Genomic DNA, 19,918 nt, shown 5'->3' on the forward strand with positions numbered 1-19,918 from the left:
TAATATTTTTAATTATTTAATAAATTTCTTTGTAATCGGGAAGGGATTTTAAAAACTCATATTTTTCATTTTCAAAATCCATCTGACAATAATAATGATGCAGACCATTTGTGACTTTCAAAAACCGTGCCTGCATTGTCATATTATAACGTGCAATCTGATCAAAAGTTGCTTGCGATATTTTTACTTCGGGTGCTTTACATTCTACTAATATGTGTATAGAACCATCCGGATTAAAAACTACAACATCATAGCGTTTTCGTAAACCATTGACCGTTAAAACTTTCTCCACGTTTATCAGCGATCTGGGGTATTTTTTTTCATTCATTAAATAATGAACAACATGCTGACGAACCCATTCTTCGGGGGTAAGAATTATAAATTTTTTTCTGATTTCATCAAAAATGGACACTTTATTTTCGTTATTTTTGAATCGAAAATTATAGATTGGAAAATTTAATCGCTGCATAAAGCAAAAATATATAAAATAGTTTCAGGTTTCAAATTTCAGGTTTCAAGTTATTGAGATTTGAAGCTTGAAATTTGAAACTTGAAAAACAAAATGTTTGAATGGACGAAGTTGTAAAAATTGTTAATGATATAAAAGCGGGAAATATAAAGCCAATTTATTTTTTAATGGGTGAAGAACCATATTACATTGATAAATTATCCGAATATATTGAGCAGAATGTCCTTTCAGAAGAAGAAAAAGGATTTAATCAGACGGTTTTATACGGAAGGGATGTTTCTGTAGAAGATATCGTTTCAACTGCAAAACGATATCCAATGATGGCAGACCGTCAGGTTGTTATTGTAAAAGAGGCTCAGGATTTATCAAGAACAATTGATAAAATTGAATCGTATGTCAATAATCCAATGGATACAACGGTTTTGGTTTTTTGTTATAAATACAAAACACTTGATAAACGTAAAAAAGTGACTAAATTATTAGCGCAAAACGGAATCGTATATGAAAGTAAAAAATTATACGAAAATCAGGTAGGAGACTGGATTAAACGTGTTCTTGCCGGAAAAAAATATACCATCGATCCGAAAGCAAATGCCATGTTGGTAGAGTTTTTAGGGACTGATTTGAGTAAAATTAATAATGAATTAGAGAAATTACAGATTATTTTACCTCAGGGTACAATGATTACGCCTCAGCATATTGAGGAAAATATTGGTTTCAGCAAAGATTATAACGTTTTTGAACTTCGAAAAGCAATTGGTGAACGTAATCAATTAAGAGCTTATAAAATCGCAGAAAATTTTGCTCATAATCCAAAAGAATATCCACTTGTAATGACAACCGGATTAGTTTTTGGATTTTTCGTACAGCTTTTAAAATACCATGGACTGAAAGATAAAAATCCTAAAAATGTAGCTGCAGCAATTGGTGTAAACCCTTATTTTTTAAAAGAATATGATTTAGCTGTAAAGAACTATCCAATGCGAAAAGTGAGTCAGATTGTAGGGGCTCTAAGAGATGTTGATTTAAAAAGTAAAGGTGTAGGTGCTAATGCTTTACCTCAATCTGATCTGCTAAAAGAAATGCTGTATAAAATTTTTAATTAAGCCGTGAAAATTCACGATATTTGCATTTCTAAAAAAATAATACCTCTTTAAATTAATTACACAATTATGGGAATGAATAAAAATACCGTTTTAGGATGGGCTACTTTTATAATGGTACTTATGGGATTGTTGCTGATAGGTCTTGGGATTTTTAGATACAGTGATGTGTCTGGCTGGGGCTTTGGTGCTGTTGGTGTTGGTTTTTTTGCTAATGCCTGGGTTTTTAATGCTTTGAAAGGGAGAGTTTAAGAAAATTCAATATTAAGTGCAAAAAAACAATTGCAATATAAAATCAATAAAAAATAATTAATAAAAATAAAAACAAATGTCAGACGATAAGAAAGTAATTTTCTCAATGCAGAAATTGAGCAAAACCTATCAGGGAGCAGACAAGCCGGTCCTTAAGAATATTTATTTGAGTTTCTTTTACGGAGCTAAAATTGGTATTTTGGGTCTTAACGGTTCAGGAAAATCTTCTCTTTTAAAAATTATTGCAGGTGTAGATAAAAACTATCAGGGAGATGTCGTTTTCCAGCCAGGATACACTGTTGGATATTTGGAGCAGGAACCAATTTTGGATGATTCTAAAACTGTTTTAGAAATTGTTCAGGAAGGAGCCGCCGAAACAATGGCTGTTCTTAAAGAATATAATGACATCAATGATTTGTTTGGTCTTGAAGAAAACTACTCAGATCCAGACAAAATGGACAAACTGATGGATCGTCAGGCAGCTTTGCAAGACAAAATTGATGCTCTTGGTGCCTGGGAAATCGATACCAAACTTGAAATCGCAATGGATGCTTTACGTACTCCGGAAGGGGATACACCAATCAAAAACCTTTCAGGAGGTGAGCGTCGTCGTGTAGCTTTATGTCGTTTGTTGTTGCAACAGCCGGATGTTTTGCTTCTGGATGAGCCTACCAACCACTTGGATGCTGAGTCAGTTCTTTGGTTAGAGCAGCATTTAGCGCAATATTCAGGAACTGTAATTGCTGTAACGCACGACCGTTACTTCCTTGATAATGTAGCAGGTTGGATTTTGGAGCTGGATAGAGGAGAAGGTATTCCGTGGAAAGGTAATTATTCTTCATGGTTAGATCAAAAATCAAACCGTATGGCTCAGGAAGAAAAAGTAGCTTCTAAACGTAGAAAAACTTTAGAGCGTGAGCTTGACTGGGTTCGTCAGGGAGCAAAAGGTCGTCAGACCAAACAAAAAGCGCGTTTACAGAACTACGATAAATTATTAAACGAAGACCAAAAACAATTAGATGAGAACTTGGAAATCTACATTCCAAATGGTCCACGTTTAGGAACAAATGTTATTGAAGCTAAAAATGTAGCGAAAGCGTTTGGAGATAAATTATTGTATGATAATTTGAACTTCACATTGCCACAAGCCGGAATTGTTGGAATTATCGGACCAAACGGTGCAGGTAAATCTACCATTTTCAAAATGATTATGGGAGAGCAGCAAACCGATAGCGGGGAATTTTTGGTTGGGGAAACGGTAAAAATCGCTTATGTAGACCAGTCACACTCTAATATTGATCCGAATAAATCTATCTGGGAAAACTTTGCAGATGGTCAGGAATTAATTATGATGGGAGGAAAGCAGGTAAATTCAAGAGCATATTTATCACGTTTCAACTTTGGAGGTGGTGAGCAAAACAAAAAAGTGTCAATGCTTTCTGGTGGAGAACGTAACAGACTTCATTTAGCAATGACATTAAAAGAAGAAGGAAACGTACTTTTGCTGGATGAGCCTACAAACGACCTTGACGTAAATACGCTTCGAGCACTTGAAGAAGGTTTGGAGAATTTTGCCGGTTGTGCTGTAATTATTTCGCACGACAGATGGTTCTTAGACAGGATTTGTACACACATCTTAGCTTTTGAAGGAGATTCTGAAGTGTATTTCTTCGAAGGAAGTTTCTCTGACTATGAAGAAAACAAGAAGAAACGTCTTGGCGGTGATTTAACTCCAAAACGTTTGAAATATAGAAAATTGATTAGATAGTCTTTTTAATTTTCAATAATTTAAAATCCCAAATTCCAATTGTAAAATTGAAGTTTGGGATTTTTGTTTCACTAGATTTCTTCAGAATTATAATTTAGAAGAGCTGGGATTTGGAATTTTAAAATTGGAATTTTTCTAAAGAAACTTAGTCTTCAGTTCCGGAGTAGGAATCATACAGCTTTCTTTTTTGCCATACCATTTGTAACGGTTTCCGGCAATATAATCGTAAATGTAATTTCGAAGTTTTTCCGGAAAAATTTTAAAAATAGAAATTAAACTGTAAATCCCTGCTAATTCGTTTGCGATCTCAATAGCAGCTGAAGATTTATAGTAGTAAGCAATTCCCTGATGATATAAAATGATACTGCCAATTTTAGTTTGGTCGACACCTATATAAGTACAAATCTCTTTTCCTAAATCAGATTGCAAAGCCACAAACCTAAAAACATCTTTATTATCGTGCTTGATTATGAATTGCACGGCAGAGTTACATAAGTTGCAGACTCCGTCAAAGAGGATTATTTTTTTATTCCCGGCAGTAATTGCAAGGTACGAGGCAATCTCACTACGTACTTCCATTTTAATTAGAATTATTTAGTCATTATATTTTCTATCTCTTCATACAAATCTTTCCAGGTTGGGTTCATTGAACGAATTAAATCATTTTTCGTTTCTCTTGGAACCCGCCTTGATTTGCTTTTCTCTTGTAATTGCATCTTCAATCCACTGAAATTGCTCATAATAAACTAGAATATTTACATTATAACGAGCTGAAAATGATTTTGGGTATTTTTTGTTTTTGTGTTCGAGAATTCTTTGAGGAAGATTTGAAGTTACACCAGTGTAAACTACTGTTTGGTATTTATTAGTGATGATGTAAACAAATCCTAGTTTCACTTTTTTGTCTTTGCGAGGAACGAAGCAATCTCATCCCTATTGATTATGTATGCTATTTTATGCTTTAATGCAATAAACGAAGCAATCACATTCCTATTTGCAGGACTTACTCATTTTAGTGTGATTGCTTCGTCCCTCGCAATGACTTGCAGGCGTTACTTTTTAACAGCTTCAACCAATTCTAATTCATCCAGGCTCACTTTAGATGTAAAAATACCGTAATTTACAGTCGCTTTATTTTTTTCAATAGCATCAATACTTCCAACAGATCTTCCGTCGAGCATTCTTACCCGGTCACCAACTTTTAAAATAGGTTTTGGTTTTTCTACAACCGGTTTAAGTTTTTTCTCTTTTTTCTCTTTTCGGATTTCTTCAACTTTTACCTGTACTTCAGCAATAATTTCCTTTTGTTTTTCAACTTTGGCTTTAACTTCTTTAGGAGTTGCTTTTTTACGTTTTGAGTTTTCTATCTCAACAATCTTCAGGAATTCACCAATAAGTTCCTTTTTGTTTTTATTGTTGAAATATTTCTCGGCAATATCATCAATTTTTTGACCGATGTAAATTATTTTTTGATTGCTGTCGTACAATTCCTGGTAGCTTTCTAGTTTTTGCTGAATTCGGGTATTGATGTTTTCCATCTTTTTGCTTTCCTCACGGGCACGCGTTTCTTCTTCTTTTAAATTGATAGAAGTCTTCTCAAGTTTCGATCTTTCTTTCTGAAGCGTTGCAATCGTTTTGTCAAAACGGACTTTTCCCACTTCGATTTTCTTTTTCGCACGATTGATCAGCCCAAACGGAATTCCGTTTTTCAATGCCACTTCAAAAGTAAACGAACTTCCTGCCTGACCAAGCGCCAATTTGTACATTGGTTCAAGTGACTTCTCATCAAACATCATATTGGCGTTTGTTGCAAAAGGTAATTCGTTGGCCAGAATTTTTAAATTCGAATAATGAGTAGTAATAATTCCGAAAGCTTCACGATGGTAAAATTCTTCAAGGAAAATTTCAGCCAAGGCACCACCCAATTCAGGATCAGAACCCGTACCAAATTCATCAATCAAAAACATGGTTTTCTTATTACACTTTTTCAGGAAATAATTCATGTTTTTTAATCGGTAACTGTATGTACTTAAATGATTTTCGATAGACTGATTATCTCCAATGTCTGTTAAGATTCGGTCAAACAAGAAAGTTTCACTTCTTTCATGAACCGGAATTAAAATTCCGGATTGCAGCATTAATTGCAATAAACCAACAGTTTTTAAGGAAATGGTTTTTCCTCCGGCATTTGGGCCCGAAATTACAATGATTCTGTTTTCCTGTTTTAATTCAATAGTCTGCGGATGCGTAACTTCATTCTTTTGCTTATTGTTCAAATATAAAATTGGATGATACGCTTCTCTAAAAAACAGCCTTCTTTCCTCAGTAATTGTTGGAAGAATTCCATCTATTCTGTTTGCATATTTTGCTTTTGCGGAAACGACATCAATATCGCTCAAAAAATCCTGATACTCGATTAATAAAGGTAAAAAAGGACGAATTGAATTTGATAATTGTTTCAGGATTCGGGTGATTTCTTCCTTTTCTTCATATTCCAGATTAGCTAATTCTCTTGAATATTGCAATGTGGCTTCAGGTTCGATATAAGCGATGCTTCCAGTTTTAGAACTTCCTAAAATAGAACCTTTAACTTTTCGGCGATACATCGCTAAAACCGCTAATACCCTACGATTCTGAACAAAACTTTCCTTAATATCATCTAAATAACCGAGACTATTGTTGTGTGAAAGGGCAACTCCAAAACTCTGGTTTACTTTACCACGAACAATATTCATATTCTGGCGAATGCTCAAAAGAGCAGGAGAGGCGTTGTCTTTTATCTCTCCATATTTATCTACAATGGCATCAATCAGCGTTACAATGTCTTTAGTATATTCTACTCTTGCAGCTCTTGCATTCAGGTTGGGATAATAGTCATCAAATTTTTTAAGGAAATTCAATAGAAAATTTGAAGTAGACGAAAGTGTTGCAATTTTTCTAAAGCTTCCTACTTCAAGAAAGCTGTCTTCAATTGCTAAAAACTTAATTTCGTGCGTGATGGCGTCAAACCCGTGATTGGGAATGGCGTTATTATTTTCAAATGACGAAACATATTCTGATGTCTGCATCAAAGCCTGCATCAAAGTTTCTTTATCTCTAAATGGAGTTATTTTTAAAGCTTTTTCTTTTCCAATATCGGTATTGCAACCAGCTGAAATGGTTTCGAGTACTGTTGGAAATTGTAAGTCTTGTAATGTTTTTTCGGTAATACTAATCATTTAATTTCTTTAAGAAAGTCATGGCAAAAGTACAAAAAATAGTAGCATTGAATAGTGTAAAGTTTATCCTCTTATTTTATTCGCTGCAGATATGATTTCAATAAAAAAATACTGAAATTCGCATAAAAAAAGTATGGACGTTAAAATGCATGATTCATGGAAGCCGGTTTTGAATGAAGAATTTGAAAAACCATATTTCAGCGAACTAATTAATTTTGTAAAATCTGAATATACTACTAAGGTATGTTATCCAAAAGGGAGTCAGATCTTTTCAGCTTTCGATCATTGCCATTTCGATCAGGTAAAAGTGGTTATTATCGGTCAGGATCCTTATCACGGCCCTAATCAGGCCAATGGTTTGTGCTTTTCTGTAAATGATGGAATTCCCTTTCCTCCTTCTTTATATAATATTTTTAAGGAAATCGAAACAGACTTGGGTAAACCACTTCCTAAAACCGGTAATTTAGAGCGATGGGCAGATCAGGGTGTTTTTCTTTTAAATGCAACCTTAACAGTCCGACAGTCAGAAGCCGGAAGCCATCAGGGAAAAGGCTGGGAAAAATTTACAGACGCTGTTATCAAACAAATTTCCGATAAAAAAGAAAATGTTGTTTTCCTGCTTTGGGGAGGTTTTGCTCAAAAGAAAGCAACTTTGATTGACGCTTCAAAACATCAAATTCTAAAATCAGGACATCCTTCGCCTTTAAGTGCAAACAGAGGCTTTTGGTTTGGAAATAAGCATTTTAGCCAGACAAATGCTTTTCTGAAAGCAAAAGGTCTGAAAGAAATTGAGTGGTAGTATTATATAGGTCATAAGTTTTTTTTGAATCCATAATCGATTTTCCCAAAGAATTAAAAAAAGGGATTATCTTTGCACCACATTCAACACAAACAAAGTTTCATGAGTTCAGATTCTAGCAAAAGGTACGCGCAAAGAGGTGTTTCGGCATCAAAAGAAGACGTACACAACGCCATAAAAAATATTGATAAAGGTTTATTTCCACAAGCTTTCTGTAAAATTGTTCCTGATTATTTAACACAGGACGAAGAACACTGCCTGATTATGCACGCTGATGGCGCTGGTACAAAATCGTCTTTGGCCTATATGTACTGGAAAGAAACCGGAGATATTTCAGTTTGGAAAGGAATCGCTCAGGATGCTTTGATTATGAATATTGATGATTTATTATGTGTTGGGGCAACCGATAATATTTTGCTTTCTTCTACAATTGGAAGAAATAAAAACTTAATTCCTGCCGAAGTTATTTCAGCAATCATCAACGGAACCGAAGAATTAATCAACGAATTAAAATCTTTTGGCGTAACGATTCATTCAACTGGTGGAGAAACAGCTGACATTGGCGATGTAGTTCGTACTATTATTGTAGATTCGACTGTTACAGCCCGTATGAAACGCTCGGATGTTGTCGATAATGCAAATATTAAAGCGGGTGACGTAATTGTTGGTTTGGCTTCTTTTGGTCAGGCGACTTATGAAAAAAGTTATAACGGCGGAATGGGAAGTAATGGCCTAACATCTGCAAGACATGATGTTTTCGGAAAATATTTAGCTAAAAAATATCCTGAAAGTTTTGATGCAGCAGTTCCAGACGAATTGATTTATTCTGGTCAGGTTAATTTGACTGATGAGGTTGAAAACTCTCCAATAAATGCAGGTCAATTGGTTCTTTCTCCAACAAGGACTTATGCGCCAATCATCAAGAAAATTTTAGACACATATACTCCAGCCGATATTCACGGAATGGTGCATTGCAGTGGAGGAGCACAAACTAAGATTTTACATTTCGTTCAAAATTTACACATTATAAAAGACAATTTATTCCCGGTTCCACCATTGTTCAAACTAATTCAGGAACAATCAAAAACAGACTGGAAAGAAATGTACCAGGTTTTCAACTGCGGTCACCGTATGGAAATCTATGTTCCTGAAAATATTGCTCAGGATATTATCGCGATTTCAAAATCATTCAATGTCGATGCGCAAATCGTAGGAAGAGTAGAAGCTGCTGATGCCAAAAAACTGACCATCAAAAGCGAATACGGAACTTTCGAATATTAAAATATATAACCATTAGCTTTTTTAGGAGCTAATCCCGCTATTCGCTTTATCTTTTGTGGCGAACACCGCCACAAAAGGATGCCGCTGCTATCGGGGCTAAAAACACGACCTCGTTATGTATGAACTGCTTTTTTGGAGATATTTAGACGAAATTTACCTTAACAATCAGGAAGTTTATGAAGCTTTACTTGAAAAGCAGGAAGTTGATGGTCTTGAAATTCTCCCTGTCCAGATAATCCTGAATCGAATTAATTCAGTTTTTTCACAATGGGAAAAAGTAGATGAAAACAGCTGGCAAAATAAAACGGGAAAGGGTGCTTTTCAAATTATAACCACACCTCAAAGCATCAAAATAGACTGCTACGGAGCCGAAGGCAAAACAATGAACAAACTGGTCGATGTACTGGAAGAATTCAAATGTCCTTTATATGATCCGCAAGTTCCGGAACGCTATGACGAAATGAGTGAGTAATTTTCTGCTTCAATAATCTTAAATTCTTTTTCAAAAAATATCTTTGTGAATCTTTGCGATTATTTCGTGAGTCTTTGTGGAATAGGTACTACGAAAAGTTATAAGATTCTTTAAAAAATATAGTATGCCATCAGATTTCAATTTTACAGAAAATATAGTTTTAGAAGATGATTTCGTTTTATTACGACCTTTACAGGAATCAGATGTCGAAAATTTATTAGAAATCTCCATCAACGAACCCGAAACATGGAAATATTCTTTAGTAGGCGCCGATGGAAAAGAAAATCTCATCAATTATATTCGGTCTGCTGTAAAAGCAAGAGAGGCTAAAAACGAATTTCCTTTTATCATTTTCGATAAAAAATCTCAAAAATATGCAGGCTCAACTCGTTTTTACGATATAAACTTAGATTTTAAGACACTTCAGTTAGGATATACCTGGTATGGTTCTGCTTTTAGGGGAACCGGACTTAATAAACATTGCAAATTTTTATTACTTCAATTCGCATTTGAAACGCTTGGATTGGAAAGGGTAGAATTTCGTGCAGACAATAATAACGAAAGAAGTATTGCGGCAATGAAAAGTATTGGCTGTAAAGTCGAAGGTGTTTTGAGAAGTCATATGCCAACTGCAAATAGTGAAGTCCGTCGTGATTCTATTGTTTTGAGTATTCTAAAAAACGAATGGTTTGAGGAAGTCAAAGAAAAACTAAAACAAAAATTGAAGAGTTTATAAAAACTTCACGAAATTTACATTTTAAAAATTAATAACGAATATGAAAATAAATCTAAAATCAGGAATTGATAAATTGCTTTTCGGAATGAAGCAAAATGATGTGACAGCAGCTTTAGGAAAACCTGATAAGAATTACAAGGATGAAGACGATAATGTCATTTTTGTTTACCATGCACATAAAATTAGATTAACATTTTATCAGGAAGAAGATTTTAAATTAGGATATGTTGTTGCTTCCAGTAATGATCTCGAGGTTTTCGGATTTAAGTTAATAGGTAGAAAAATTGTAGATGTAAAAAAAGACATGGCAACTAAAGGAATTACAAAATATACTCAGGAAACTTTTGATACTTTCGAAAACTATTTCAATGAAGACAATTGGTTTATTCTGCAAACTGAATTCGAAGAAGTTGTAAAATTCGAAATAGGAGCTATAATTAATGATAAAGATGAATTCGATTGGAAGTTTCCTGTTAAGAAATAATATTGTTTAATATTATAAATTCGAATCCCGATAGTTGCTTCAACCATCGGGATTTTTTTACATATATATAAGTATGATAATTTTGAATCTCATTCCTGCTGTATGTTTCAGTTTTTTCCTGACCGAATTGCTCTTTATAAATGATTACTGCTTTTATGGGTGCTAAAAAACTGTTTCCAGAAGAAGTTATAAGGTTAAGGCACGAATTTTAAAGATTAAAAAATTACCTGAAAGCGATTGAAAAGTTAATAAATGTATAATAACGACAATTGAAAACGTGTGTAATTTGTCAAAACAGCATCTAAATAATGAAAATCCTTACATTTTATTAAAAAAAGTTCAAAATGTAAACGATGTTTTATCAGCGAGTTAAGGGAAAAGGGTTGAAAAAGATGGAAAAAATATAAAAAAAAGGGTTGTAAATGTAAATAGATGTGCTACTTTTGCACCCGCAACAGCGAAGGCGTTCATCGAAATACTGACAAGAATAAGGAATCGAGGTTTTAGAAATAAAACAAAAAAAAGATTCAAAAAAGCTTGTGAGATTTGAAAATGCTTTTTACATTTGCACCCCGCAAAACACGGAAGTTCATTGAGAGACTGGTAGGAAAAACGAAGAGATTGAGATTGAAAAAATTTCAAAAAAAAACTTTAAATTTTTCTTGCAGGAAACAAAAAGAATTTCTACTTTTGCACCCGCTTTGAAACACAAGCGAAAATAAAAAGAAGATACGTTCGTAGACATATTGAATTGACAGCCGTCTTAACAGAGATGTTAAGGCAAAAGAAATAAGAGTAATGGAATCGTTAGATTCGAAAAAGAACCGATAGATATTCGTCGTGATATAATATTAAAATATACGATGAAGAGTTTGATCCTGGCTCAGGATGAACGCTAGCGGCAGGCTTAACACATGCAAGTCGAGGGGTATAGCACTTCGGTGCTAGAGACCGGCGCACGGGTGCGTAACGCGTATGCAATCTACCTTTTACAGGGGGATAGCCCAGAGAAATTTGGATTAATACCCCATGGTATAGTGAGTTGGCATCAACCTACTATTAAAGTCACAACGGTAAAAGATGAGCATGCGTCCCATTAGCTAGATGGTAAGGTAACGGCTTACCATGGCAACGATGGGTAGGGGTCCTGAGAGGGAGATCCCCCACACTGGTACTGAGACACGGACCAGACTCCTACGGGAGGCAGCAGTGAGGAATATTGGACAATGGGCGCAAGCCTGATCCAGCCATGCCGCGTGCAGGATGACGGTCCTATGGATTGTAAACTGCTTTTATACGAGAAGAAACACTGATTCGTGAATCAGCTTGACGGTATCGTAAGAATAAGGATCGGCTAACTCCGTGCCAGCAGCCGCGGTAATACGGAGGATCCAAGCGTTATCCGGAATCATTGGGTTTAAAGGGTCCGTAGGCGGTCTAGTAAGTCAGTGGTGAAAGCCCATCGCTCAACGGTGGAACGGCCATTGATACTGCTGGACTTGAATTATTAGGAAGTAACTAGAATATGTAGTGTAGCGGTGAAATGCTTAGAGATTACATGGAATACCAATTGCGAAGGCAGGTTACTACTAATGGATTGACGCTGATGGACGAAAGCGTGGGTAGCGAACAGGATTAGATACCCTGGTAGTCCACGCCGTAAACGATGGATACTAGCTGTTGGGGGCAACTTCAGTGGCTAAGCGAAAGTGATAAGTATCCCACCTGGGGAGTACGAACGCAAGTTTGAAACTCAAAGGAATTGACGGGGGCCCGCACAAGCGGTGGAGCATGTGGTTTAATTCGATGATACGCGAGGAACCTTACCAAGGCTTAAATGTAGTTTGACCGGTTTGGAAACAGATCTTTCGCAAGACAAATTACAAGGTGCTGCATGGTTGTCGTCAGCTCGTGCCGTGAGGTGTCAGGTTAAGTCCTATAACGAGCGCAACCCCTGTTGTTAGTTGCCAGCGAGTCATGTCGGGAACTCTAACAAGACTGCCAGTGCAAACTGTGAGGAAGGTGGGGATGACGTCAAATCATCACGGCCCTTACGCCTTGGGCTACACACGTGCTACAATGGCCGGTACAGAGAGCAGCCACTGGGCGACCAGGAGCGAATCTACAAAGCCGGTCACAGTTCGGATCGGAGTCTGCAACTCGACTCCGTGAAGCTGGAATCGCTAGTAATCGGATATCAGCCATGATCCGGTGAATACGTTCCCGGGCCTTGTACACACCGCCCGTCAAGCCATGGAAGCTGGGGGTGCCTGAAGTCGGTGACCGCAAGGAGCTGCCTAGGGTAAAACTGGTAACTAGGGCTAAGTCGTAACAAGGTAGCCGTACCGGAAGGTGCGGCTGGAACACCTCCTTTCTAGAGCCCCATATGTTAGTGGCAACACACGTTGGGGATAAAAGATGGATATTTTGAAGTTTCTGAATCGTAAGGTTCGATTACTCTTGCTGTTAATTTAAAAAAATAATGAAAATTAAGTAAAAACAGAGTCTCGTAGCTCAGCTGGTTAGAGTACTACACTGATAATGTAGGGGTCGGCAGTTCGAGTCTGCCCGGGACTACTCTTTTAACTTAAAAAAGGAAATTTTAGAGGTTGAGGCCTTATGAGCAATAATTCATAACTCATAACTAATAACTCATCACTAAGAAAATGGGGGATTAGCTCAGCTGGCTAGAGCGCCTGCCTTGCACGCAGGAGGTCAACGGTTCGACTCCGTTATTCTCCACGAAACTATCATGAAAATGGTAAGTTAAAGTTCATTGACATATTGAGATAAGAAAAATTTAAAAAGTAGAAAGCGTTTTTTGTTTTTGTAGTAATACAAAGAGCAAAAAACAAAAAAAAACGGTCATTCTTAATTGAATGATTGGTACAATAAGCAAAATAAGGGCGTATGGGGGATGCCTAGGCTCTCAGAGGCGATGAAGGGCGTGATAAGCTGCGAAAAGCTGCGGGTATGGGCACACACCATTTGATCCGCAGATACCCGAATGGGGCAACCCACTATGTTGAAGACATAGTACACCGATAGGTGGGCAAACCCGCTGAACTGAAACATCTAAGTAGGCGGAGGAGAAGAAAACAAAAGTGATTCCGTAAGTAGTGGCGAGCGAACGCGGATTAGCCCAAACCAATTTTGTTACGGCATGATTGGGGTTGTAGGACCACGATATTTTATGTACACGGAACCGGAACTGACTGGAAAGTCGGGCCATAGAGGGTGATAGCCCCGTATGGGTAACAAGTATAATAGATAGTGGTATCCTGAGTAGGGCGGGGCACGTGAAACCCTGTCTGAATTTGGCGGGACCATCCGCTAAGGCTAAATACTCCTGAGAGACCGATAGTGAACCAGTACCGTGAGGGAAAGGTGAAAAGAACCGTGAATAACGGAGTGAAATAGATCCTGAAACCATACGCTTACAAGCGGTCGGAGCCCTTTCGTGGGGTGACGGCGTGCCTTTTGCATAATGAGCCTACGAGTTAACGTTGCTGGCAAGGTTAAGTGGTTAAGCCACGGATCCGTAGCGAAAGCGAGTCTGAATAGGGCGCTTTAGTCAGTAGTGTTAGACGCGAAACCGTGTGATCTACCCATGGGCAGGTTGAAGCTGTGGTAACACACAGTGGAGGACCGAACCGGTTGACGTTGAAAAGTCTTCGGATGACCTGTGGGTAGGGGTGAAAGGCCAATCAAACTCGGAAATAGCTCGTACTCCCCGAAATGCATTTAGGTGCAGCGTTATTTTAGTTATATAGAGGTAGAGCTACTGATTGGATGCGGGGGCTTCACCGCCTACCAATTCCTGACAAACTCCGAATGCTATATAATGATTGATAACAGTGAGGGCTTGGGTGCTAAGGTCCAAGTCCGAGAGGGAAAGAACCCAGACCATCAGCTAAGGTCCCCAAATATATGCTAAGTTGAAAGAACGAGGTTTGTCTGCCCAGACAGCTAGGATGTTGGCTTGGAAGCAGCCATTCATTTAAAGAGTGCGTAACAGCTCACTAGTCGAGCGGACGAGCATGGATAATAATCGGGCATAAGCATATTACCGAAGCTATGGATTTACAAGCAATTGTAAGTGGTAGGGGAGCATTCCAGCAGGGTTGAAGGTGTATCGTAAGGTATGCTGGACTGGCTGGAAAAGAAAATGTAGGCATAAGTAACGATAATGCGGGCGAGAAACCCGCACACCGAAAAACTAAGGTTTCCACAGCTATGCTAATCAGCTGTGGGTTAGTCTGGTCCTAAGGCGAACCCGAAAGGGACAGTCGATGGCCAACGGGTTAATATTCCCGTACTACTAATTACTGTGATGGGGTGACGGAGTGATGAAAGCGCCGCGAACTGACGGAATAGTTCGTTAAAGTACCTAGCTATAAGACCTGTAGGCAAATCCGCAGGTTTTGGTGAAATACGATAGTACTCGGAGTCTTCGGACAAAGAGATAGTGCGCCTAAGGGCTTCCAAGAAAAACCTCTAAACTTCAGGTAATTAGTACCAGTACCGTAAACCGACACAGGTAGTTGAGGAGAGAATCCTAAGGTGCTCGAGAGATTCATGGCTAAGGAATTAGGCAAAATAGACCCGTAACTTCGGGAGAAGGGTCGCCCCGAGCAATCGGGGCCGCAGTGAAGAGGTCCAGGCGACTGTTTATCAAAAACACAGGGCTCTGCAAAATCGTAAGATGAAGTATAGGGCCTGACACCTGCCCGGTGCTGGAAGGTTAAGAGGAGATGTTATCTTCGGAGAAGCATTGAATTGAAGCCCCAGTAAACGGCGGCCGTAACTATAACGGTCCTAAGGTAGCGAAATTCCTTGTCGGGTAAGTTCCGACCTGCACGAATGGTGTAACGATCTGGACACTGTCTCAGCCATGAGCTCGGTGAAATTGTAGTAACGGTGAAGATGCCGTTTACCCGCAGTGGGACGAAAAGACCCTGTGCACCTTTACTATAGCTTAGTATTGACCTTGGATAAATGATGTGTAGGATAGGTTGGAGACTATGAAGCGGCGTCGCCAGGCGTTGTGGAGTCATTGTTGAAATACAACCCTTTGTTTATCTGAGGCCTAACCCCGTGTTGCGGGGGACAGTGCTTGGTGGGTAGTTTGACTGGGGTGGTCGCCTCCAAAAGAGTAACGGAGGCTTCTAAAGGTTCCCTCAGTACGCTTGGTAACCGTGCGTAGAGTGCAATGGCATAAGGGAGCTTGACTGAGAGACATACAGGTCGATCAGGTACGAAAGTAGAGCATAGTGATCCGGTGGTTCCGCATGGAAGGGCCATCGCTCAAAGGATAAAAGGTACGCCGGGGATAACAGGCTGATCTCCCCCAAGAGCTCATATCGACGGGGGGGTTTGGCACCTCGATGTCGGCTCGTCACATCCTGGGGCTGGAGAAGGTCCCAAGGGTTGGGCTGTTCGCCCATTAAAGTGGCACGCGAGCTGGGTTCAGAACGTCGTGAGACAGTTCGGTCTCTATCTACTGTGGGCGTTAGAAATTTGAGTGGATCTGATTCTAGTACGAGAGGACCGAATTGGACTAACCTCTAGTGTATCTGTTGTCCCGCCAGGGGCACCGCAGAGTAGCTACGTTGGGAAGGGATAAGCGCTGAAAGCATATAAGCGCGAAACCCACCACAAGATGAGATTTCTTTTAAGGATCGTGGAAGATGACCACGTTGATAGGCTATAGATGTAAAGGCAGTAATGTCATAGTCGAGTAGTACTAATAATCCGTAAGCTTATGTACACCCTTTTCCTCCTGTCCAAAAGACGGGAGGGAGAAACTTTCTAAACTATTTATATTTTTTATCTCAGTATGTTAAGATATTTGCTCGACGCGAGCGGTTATAAGTCAGGTGTTATAAGTGAAAACTAAAAACAATAAACTACAAACCAAAAACCTTAAGGTGGTTATTGCGGCGGGGCTCACCTCTTCCCATCCCGAACAGAGAAGTTAAGCCCGCCTGCGCAGATGGTACTGCAGTTTTGTGGGAGAGTATGTCGTCGCCTTTCTTTAAGAACCCTATTCTGAAAATGAATAGGGTTTTTTGTTTTATAAAAGTTTCTGATTTTGAGTTAGAAATACATAATTAAATGAATTGAATGTTTACTTTTGTTATAAATTTCAAATTTATATTAATGAAAAGTTATATTATTACTTTTATCTTTCTATTTATAGTTTTTACTTCCAATGCACAAGGACTTCTTAATAAGTTAGAAAAAACGTTTACCCATCAGGATACTTTGAGAGGAAGTATAACAAAAGAAAGGGCATGGTGGGATTTAAAATATTATCATTTGGATATAAAGGTAAATCCGGTTGATAAAACTATTTCGGGTTCAAATAAAGTTCGATATACAGTTTTAAGCGAGTATAGCAAAATGCAAATTGATTTGCAGGAACCAATGCAGATATATAAAGTCACCCAAGATGGAAAAGAATTAAAATTTGAAAGAAATGGAAATGTTTTTTTTATTGAGTTGATTGCAAATCAGAAAGTGGGAGAAATTAAAGAAATTATTGTTTCATTTGGGGGAAAACCTAAAGAAGCAGTTAATCCGCCATGGGATGGAGGAATTACCTGGAAAAAAGACAAAAATGGGAAAGACTTTATAGCCTCATCATGTCAGGGATTAGGGGCCAGTGTTTGGTGGCCATGTAAAGATCATATGTATGATGAAGTAGAAGACATGTTGATTAGTGTAAATGTTCCGGGAGATTTGACCGATGTTTCAAATGGAAGATTAAAAAGTATCAAAAAACAAAAAGATGGTACAAGGACATTTAACTGGTACATTTCTAATCCTATTAATAATTATGGTGTAAATATAAATATTGGTGATTATGTAAACTTTTCTGAGAAATATAAAGGTGAAAATGGTAATTTAGACTGTAACTATCATGTTTTGAGTTACAATTTAGCCTTAGCTAAAAAACAATTTAAAGATGTTCCAAAAATGTTGAAAGCTTTTGAAAACTGGTTTGGACCATATCCTTTTTATGAAGATAGTTATAAATTGGTTGAAGCACCTTATCTGGGAATGGAGCATCAAAGTAGTGTTACCTATGGGAATCAGTACAAAAATGGATATTTAGGGCGTGATTTGAGCGGAACTGGCTGGGGACTAAAATTCGATTTTATTATTATTCATGAATCAGGGCATGAATGGTTTGCAAATAATATTACCTACAAAGATATTGCAGATATGTGGATTCATGAGAGTTTTACTAATTACTCAGAGAGTCTTTTTCTTGAATATTATTATGGAAAAGAGGCAGGGGCAGAATATGTTATAGGATGCAGAAAAAATATTGAAAATGACATTCCAATTATAGGACACTATGATGTAAATAATGAAGGGTCGGGTGATATGTATCCAAAAGGTGCAAACATGCTGCACATGATTCGTCAGGTAATTAATGATGATGCGAGATGGAAATCTATTTTAAGAGGTCTGAACAGTACATTTTATCATCAGACAGTTACATCTAAGCAAATTGAAGATTATATTAATAATCAGTCTGGAATTAATTTCAACAGGGTATTTGCACAATATTTAACCACGACTAAAATTCCGGTTTTAGAATATATATTTAAAGACGGATCTTTTGGCTACCATTGGTCTAATTGTGTGGCTAAATTTGATATGCCGATAAAAGTAAGACTAAACGGAATTGACACTTGGTTAAAACCAACAACAGAATGGAAATCTCAGAAAACTACAAACGATCAGAAAACAATTGAAGTAAGTAAAGATTTTTATGTGACTGCATCTAATATTATAGAATAGAAACAAAAAACCGATAAATTTAACTTATCGGTTTTTTATTTTATAGATTTTTTGATTTCTTTTATCTAATCTTAGATAGCTGTTACAATAGCAAGAAAATCATCTGCTTTTAATGCCGCTCCTCCAATTAAACCGCCGTCTACATCAGGTTTAGAGAAGATTTCTTTTGCATTTTCCGGTTTAACTGAACCACCATATAATATAGAAACTTCATCAGCAATATTATTTCCAAAAGCTTTACGAATTGTTTCTCTAATAAATTCATGCATTTCCTGTGCCTGCTCAGGAGAAGCTGTTTCACCTGTACCAATAGCCCAAACTGGCTCATAAGCCAAAACTACATTTGACCATGATTCTTTTGAAATGTGAAATAATCCATCAAGTAATTGATTTTCAACAATATTAAAATGATTGCCTGATTGACGGTCTTTCAATTCTTCTCCAAAACAAAAAATAACGGTCATCTCATGTTTTAAAGCTGTGTCAACTTTATTAGCAATCAAAGCATCAGTTTCATTAAAAATAGCTCTGCGTTCAGAGTGACCTAATATTACGGTATCAACTCCAACACTTTTTAACATATCAGCAGAAATTTCTCCAGTAAAAGCTCCGCCTTCAGCCTGATGAACGTTTTGAGCTGAAACCCCTATAGTAGTATTTTTTAATTTATTAACTGCAGCTGCTAAATTTACAAACGTTGGTGCTACAATAACCTGAGCATTTGTTTTTGCTGGTATTTTTGTAATTAATTCGTTTAATAATTCTTCGGTTTGACTAGCATTCTTATGCATTTTCCAGTTTCCCGCAACAATTTGTTTTCTCATTTTGGATAGTTATTAATTTTTTGTTTTTTATAAATTTTAAAGATTGTTTTAAATTGAAATTAATCTATTTCAGATTTTTTAATGTTTCATTGATTTTATCAAAATCGGTTTCAATGGCACGATATGTTACAATTTTTCCTGTTTTGTCAAGTATAATGTATCTTGGGATCCAGTCTAAATCTATTGCCTTTCCAAAAACACCTTTCATCCCGTCATTCATCATATAATGATCACCATTTAATTGATGTTTTTCAATTCCGGCTTTCCATTTCTCAGCTGTTTTATCTGCGGAAATAAATAAATAGGAAACATTAGGATTGTTGGTTTGAAGTTCTTTTAGTTTAGGCATTGCCTTTATACAATCACTGCACCATGAGGCCCAAACTTCAATTACTAAAGTTTTTCCTTTATACTTTTTTAAAATATCTTTGAATGCAACCTGATTTTCATTTGTAGATAATAATTTTTCAGATAGAGTTGCTTCAGAAAAATTCTGTTTGTCTGCTTTTTGAGCGTTCGTACATGAAAAAGTAGCGATAGCTAAAAGTAATATAACTAATTGTTTCATTTTTATATGTTTTCAACAAAGTTAAACAAACAAATTGAAACAGAAATGCTGAATATTAAAATTCAGAAAAGACTCAATTTTGCATTCAAAAAAACAAAAATTGTTTATTAGAGAAAAAATGAAATCGTA

15 protein-coding genes, 2 tRNA genes and 3 rRNA genes are annotated in these 19,918 nt (G+C 37.2%); 14 read left to right on the plus strand and 6 right to left on the minus strand.

The window, feature by feature from the left end; translation table 11 throughout:
- Positions 1-16: 16 nt before the first annotated feature.
- Positions 17-469, minus strand: coding sequence for a type I restriction enzyme HsdR N-terminal domain-containing protein (locus OZP09_RS22075; RefSeq protein WP_223682966.1), 453 nt, complete (start codon positions 467-469; stop codon positions 17-19).
- A gap of 101 nt (positions 470-570) precedes the next feature.
- Here OZP09_RS22075 and holA point away from each other — a divergent pair, with 101 nt between their 5' ends.
- The 3 genes from holA to ettA all read left to right on the plus strand — a co-directional run bounded on the left by holA (position 571) and on the right by ettA (position 3,592).
- A complete protein-coding gene (holA, locus tag OZP09_RS22080; protein WP_269235773.1) occupies positions 571-1,575 on the plus strand; it encodes a DNA polymerase III subunit delta in 1,005 nt (334 codons plus the stop codon).
- 66 nt (positions 1,576-1,641) lie between these two features.
- Positions 1,642-1,824 (plus strand): CAL67264 family membrane protein, encoded by a 183-nt coding sequence (locus tag OZP09_RS22085; protein ID WP_163410748.1) that lies wholly within the window; start codon positions 1,642-1,644, stop codon positions 1,822-1,824.
- Positions 1,825-1,900: 76 nt separating this feature from the next.
- Positions 1,901-3,592 carry an energy-dependent translational throttle protein EttA gene (gene ettA / locus OZP09_RS22090; RefSeq protein ID WP_269235774.1) on the plus strand — a complete coding sequence of 564 codons (1,692 nt, stop codon included), beginning with the start codon at positions 1,901-1,903 and terminating at the stop codon, positions 3,590-3,592.
- Between the two features lie 135 nt (positions 3,593-3,727).
- Here the strand turns inward: ettA and OZP09_RS22095 are convergent, their stop codons facing one another.
- The 3 genes from OZP09_RS22095 to OZP09_RS22105 all read right to left on the minus strand — a co-directional run bounded on the left by OZP09_RS22095 (position 3,728) and on the right by OZP09_RS22105 (position 6,810).
- Positions 3,728-4,171, minus strand: a complete 444-nt coding sequence (locus tag OZP09_RS22095; protein ID WP_281310017.1) for a thiol-disulfide oxidoreductase DCC family protein — start codon at positions 4,169-4,171, stop codon at positions 3,728-3,730.
- Between the two features lie 81 nt (positions 4,172-4,252).
- Entirely contained in the window at positions 4,253-4,489 is a 237-nt protein-coding gene (locus OZP09_RS22100; protein WP_349293615.1) for a GIY-YIG nuclease family protein, read from the minus strand.
- Between the two features lie 155 nt (positions 4,490-4,644).
- Complete coding sequence (locus OZP09_RS22105) at positions 4,645-6,810, minus strand: endonuclease MutS2 (protein ID WP_269235776.1); 2,166 nt, start codon at positions 6,808-6,810, stop codon at positions 4,645-4,647.
- 133 nt (positions 6,811-6,943) lie between these two features.
- Between OZP09_RS22105 and OZP09_RS22110 the strand changes: the two genes are divergently transcribed.
- From OZP09_RS22110 to OZP09_RS22160, 11 genes are all read left to right on the plus strand, one after another.
- Positions 6,944-7,609 (plus strand): uracil-DNA glycosylase, encoded by a 666-nt coding sequence (locus tag OZP09_RS22110; protein WP_269235777.1) that lies wholly within the window; start codon positions 6,944-6,946, stop codon positions 7,607-7,609.
- 102 nt (positions 7,610-7,711) lie between these two features.
- A complete protein-coding gene (locus tag OZP09_RS22115) occupies positions 7,712-8,890 on the plus strand; it encodes an AIR synthase related protein (protein ID WP_281310018.1) in 1,179 nt (392 codons plus the stop codon).
- Between the two features lie 115 nt (positions 8,891-9,005).
- Positions 9,006-9,362: a hypothetical protein gene (locus OZP09_RS22120; RefSeq protein ID WP_281310019.1), complete on the plus strand. Its 357-nt coding sequence runs from the start codon at positions 9,006-9,008 to the stop codon at positions 9,360-9,362.
- 124 nt (positions 9,363-9,486) lie between these two features.
- Positions 9,487-10,098 carry a GNAT family N-acetyltransferase gene (locus OZP09_RS22125; protein ID WP_269235779.1) on the plus strand — a complete coding sequence of 204 codons (612 nt, stop codon included), beginning with the start codon at positions 9,487-9,489 and terminating at the stop codon, positions 10,096-10,098.
- Positions 10,099-10,138: 40 nt separating this feature from the next.
- Positions 10,139-10,582, plus strand: a complete 444-nt coding sequence (locus OZP09_RS22130; RefSeq protein WP_269235780.1) for a hypothetical protein — start codon at positions 10,139-10,141, stop codon at positions 10,580-10,582.
- An 860-nt stretch (positions 10,583-11,442) separates the two neighbouring features.
- Positions 11,443-12,956 (plus strand): 16S ribosomal RNA (locus tag OZP09_RS22135).
- 129 nt (positions 12,957-13,085) lie between these two features.
- A tRNA-Ile gene (locus OZP09_RS22140) sits at positions 13,086-13,159 on the plus strand.
- Positions 13,160-13,250: 91 nt separating this feature from the next.
- Positions 13,251-13,324, plus strand: a tRNA-Ala gene (locus OZP09_RS22145).
- Between the two features lie 147 nt (positions 13,325-13,471).
- A 23S ribosomal RNA gene (locus OZP09_RS22150) occupies positions 13,472-16,352 on the plus strand.
- A gap of 156 nt (positions 16,353-16,508) precedes the next feature.
- Positions 16,509-16,618, plus strand: a 5S ribosomal RNA gene (rrf, locus tag OZP09_RS22155).
- The 16S, 23S and 5S rRNA genes sit together here with 2 tRNA genes alongside, the layout of an rRNA operon.
- Before the next feature lie 126 nt (positions 16,619-16,744).
- Positions 16,745-18,397 (plus strand): M1 family metallopeptidase, encoded by a 1,653-nt coding sequence (locus OZP09_RS22160; RefSeq protein ID WP_269235781.1) that lies wholly within the window; start codon positions 16,745-16,747, stop codon positions 18,395-18,397.
- A gap of 71 nt (positions 18,398-18,468) precedes the next feature.
- Here the strand turns inward: OZP09_RS22160 and tpiA are convergent, their stop codons facing one another.
- A complete protein-coding gene (gene tpiA / locus OZP09_RS22165; RefSeq protein WP_269235782.1) occupies positions 18,469-19,221 on the minus strand; it encodes a triose-phosphate isomerase in 753 nt (250 codons plus the stop codon).
- Positions 19,222-19,285: 64 nt separating this feature from the next.
- Entirely contained in the window at positions 19,286-19,789 is a 504-nt protein-coding gene (locus OZP09_RS22170) for a TlpA family protein disulfide reductase (protein WP_269235783.1), read from the minus strand.
- Positions 19,790-19,918: the final 129 nt, after the last annotated feature.

The sequence above is a fragment of the Flavobacterium flavigenum genome, from assembly GCF_027111255.2.
Classification (GTDB): Bacteria; Bacteroidota; Bacteroidia; order Flavobacteriales; family Flavobacteriaceae; genus Flavobacterium; species Flavobacterium flavigenum.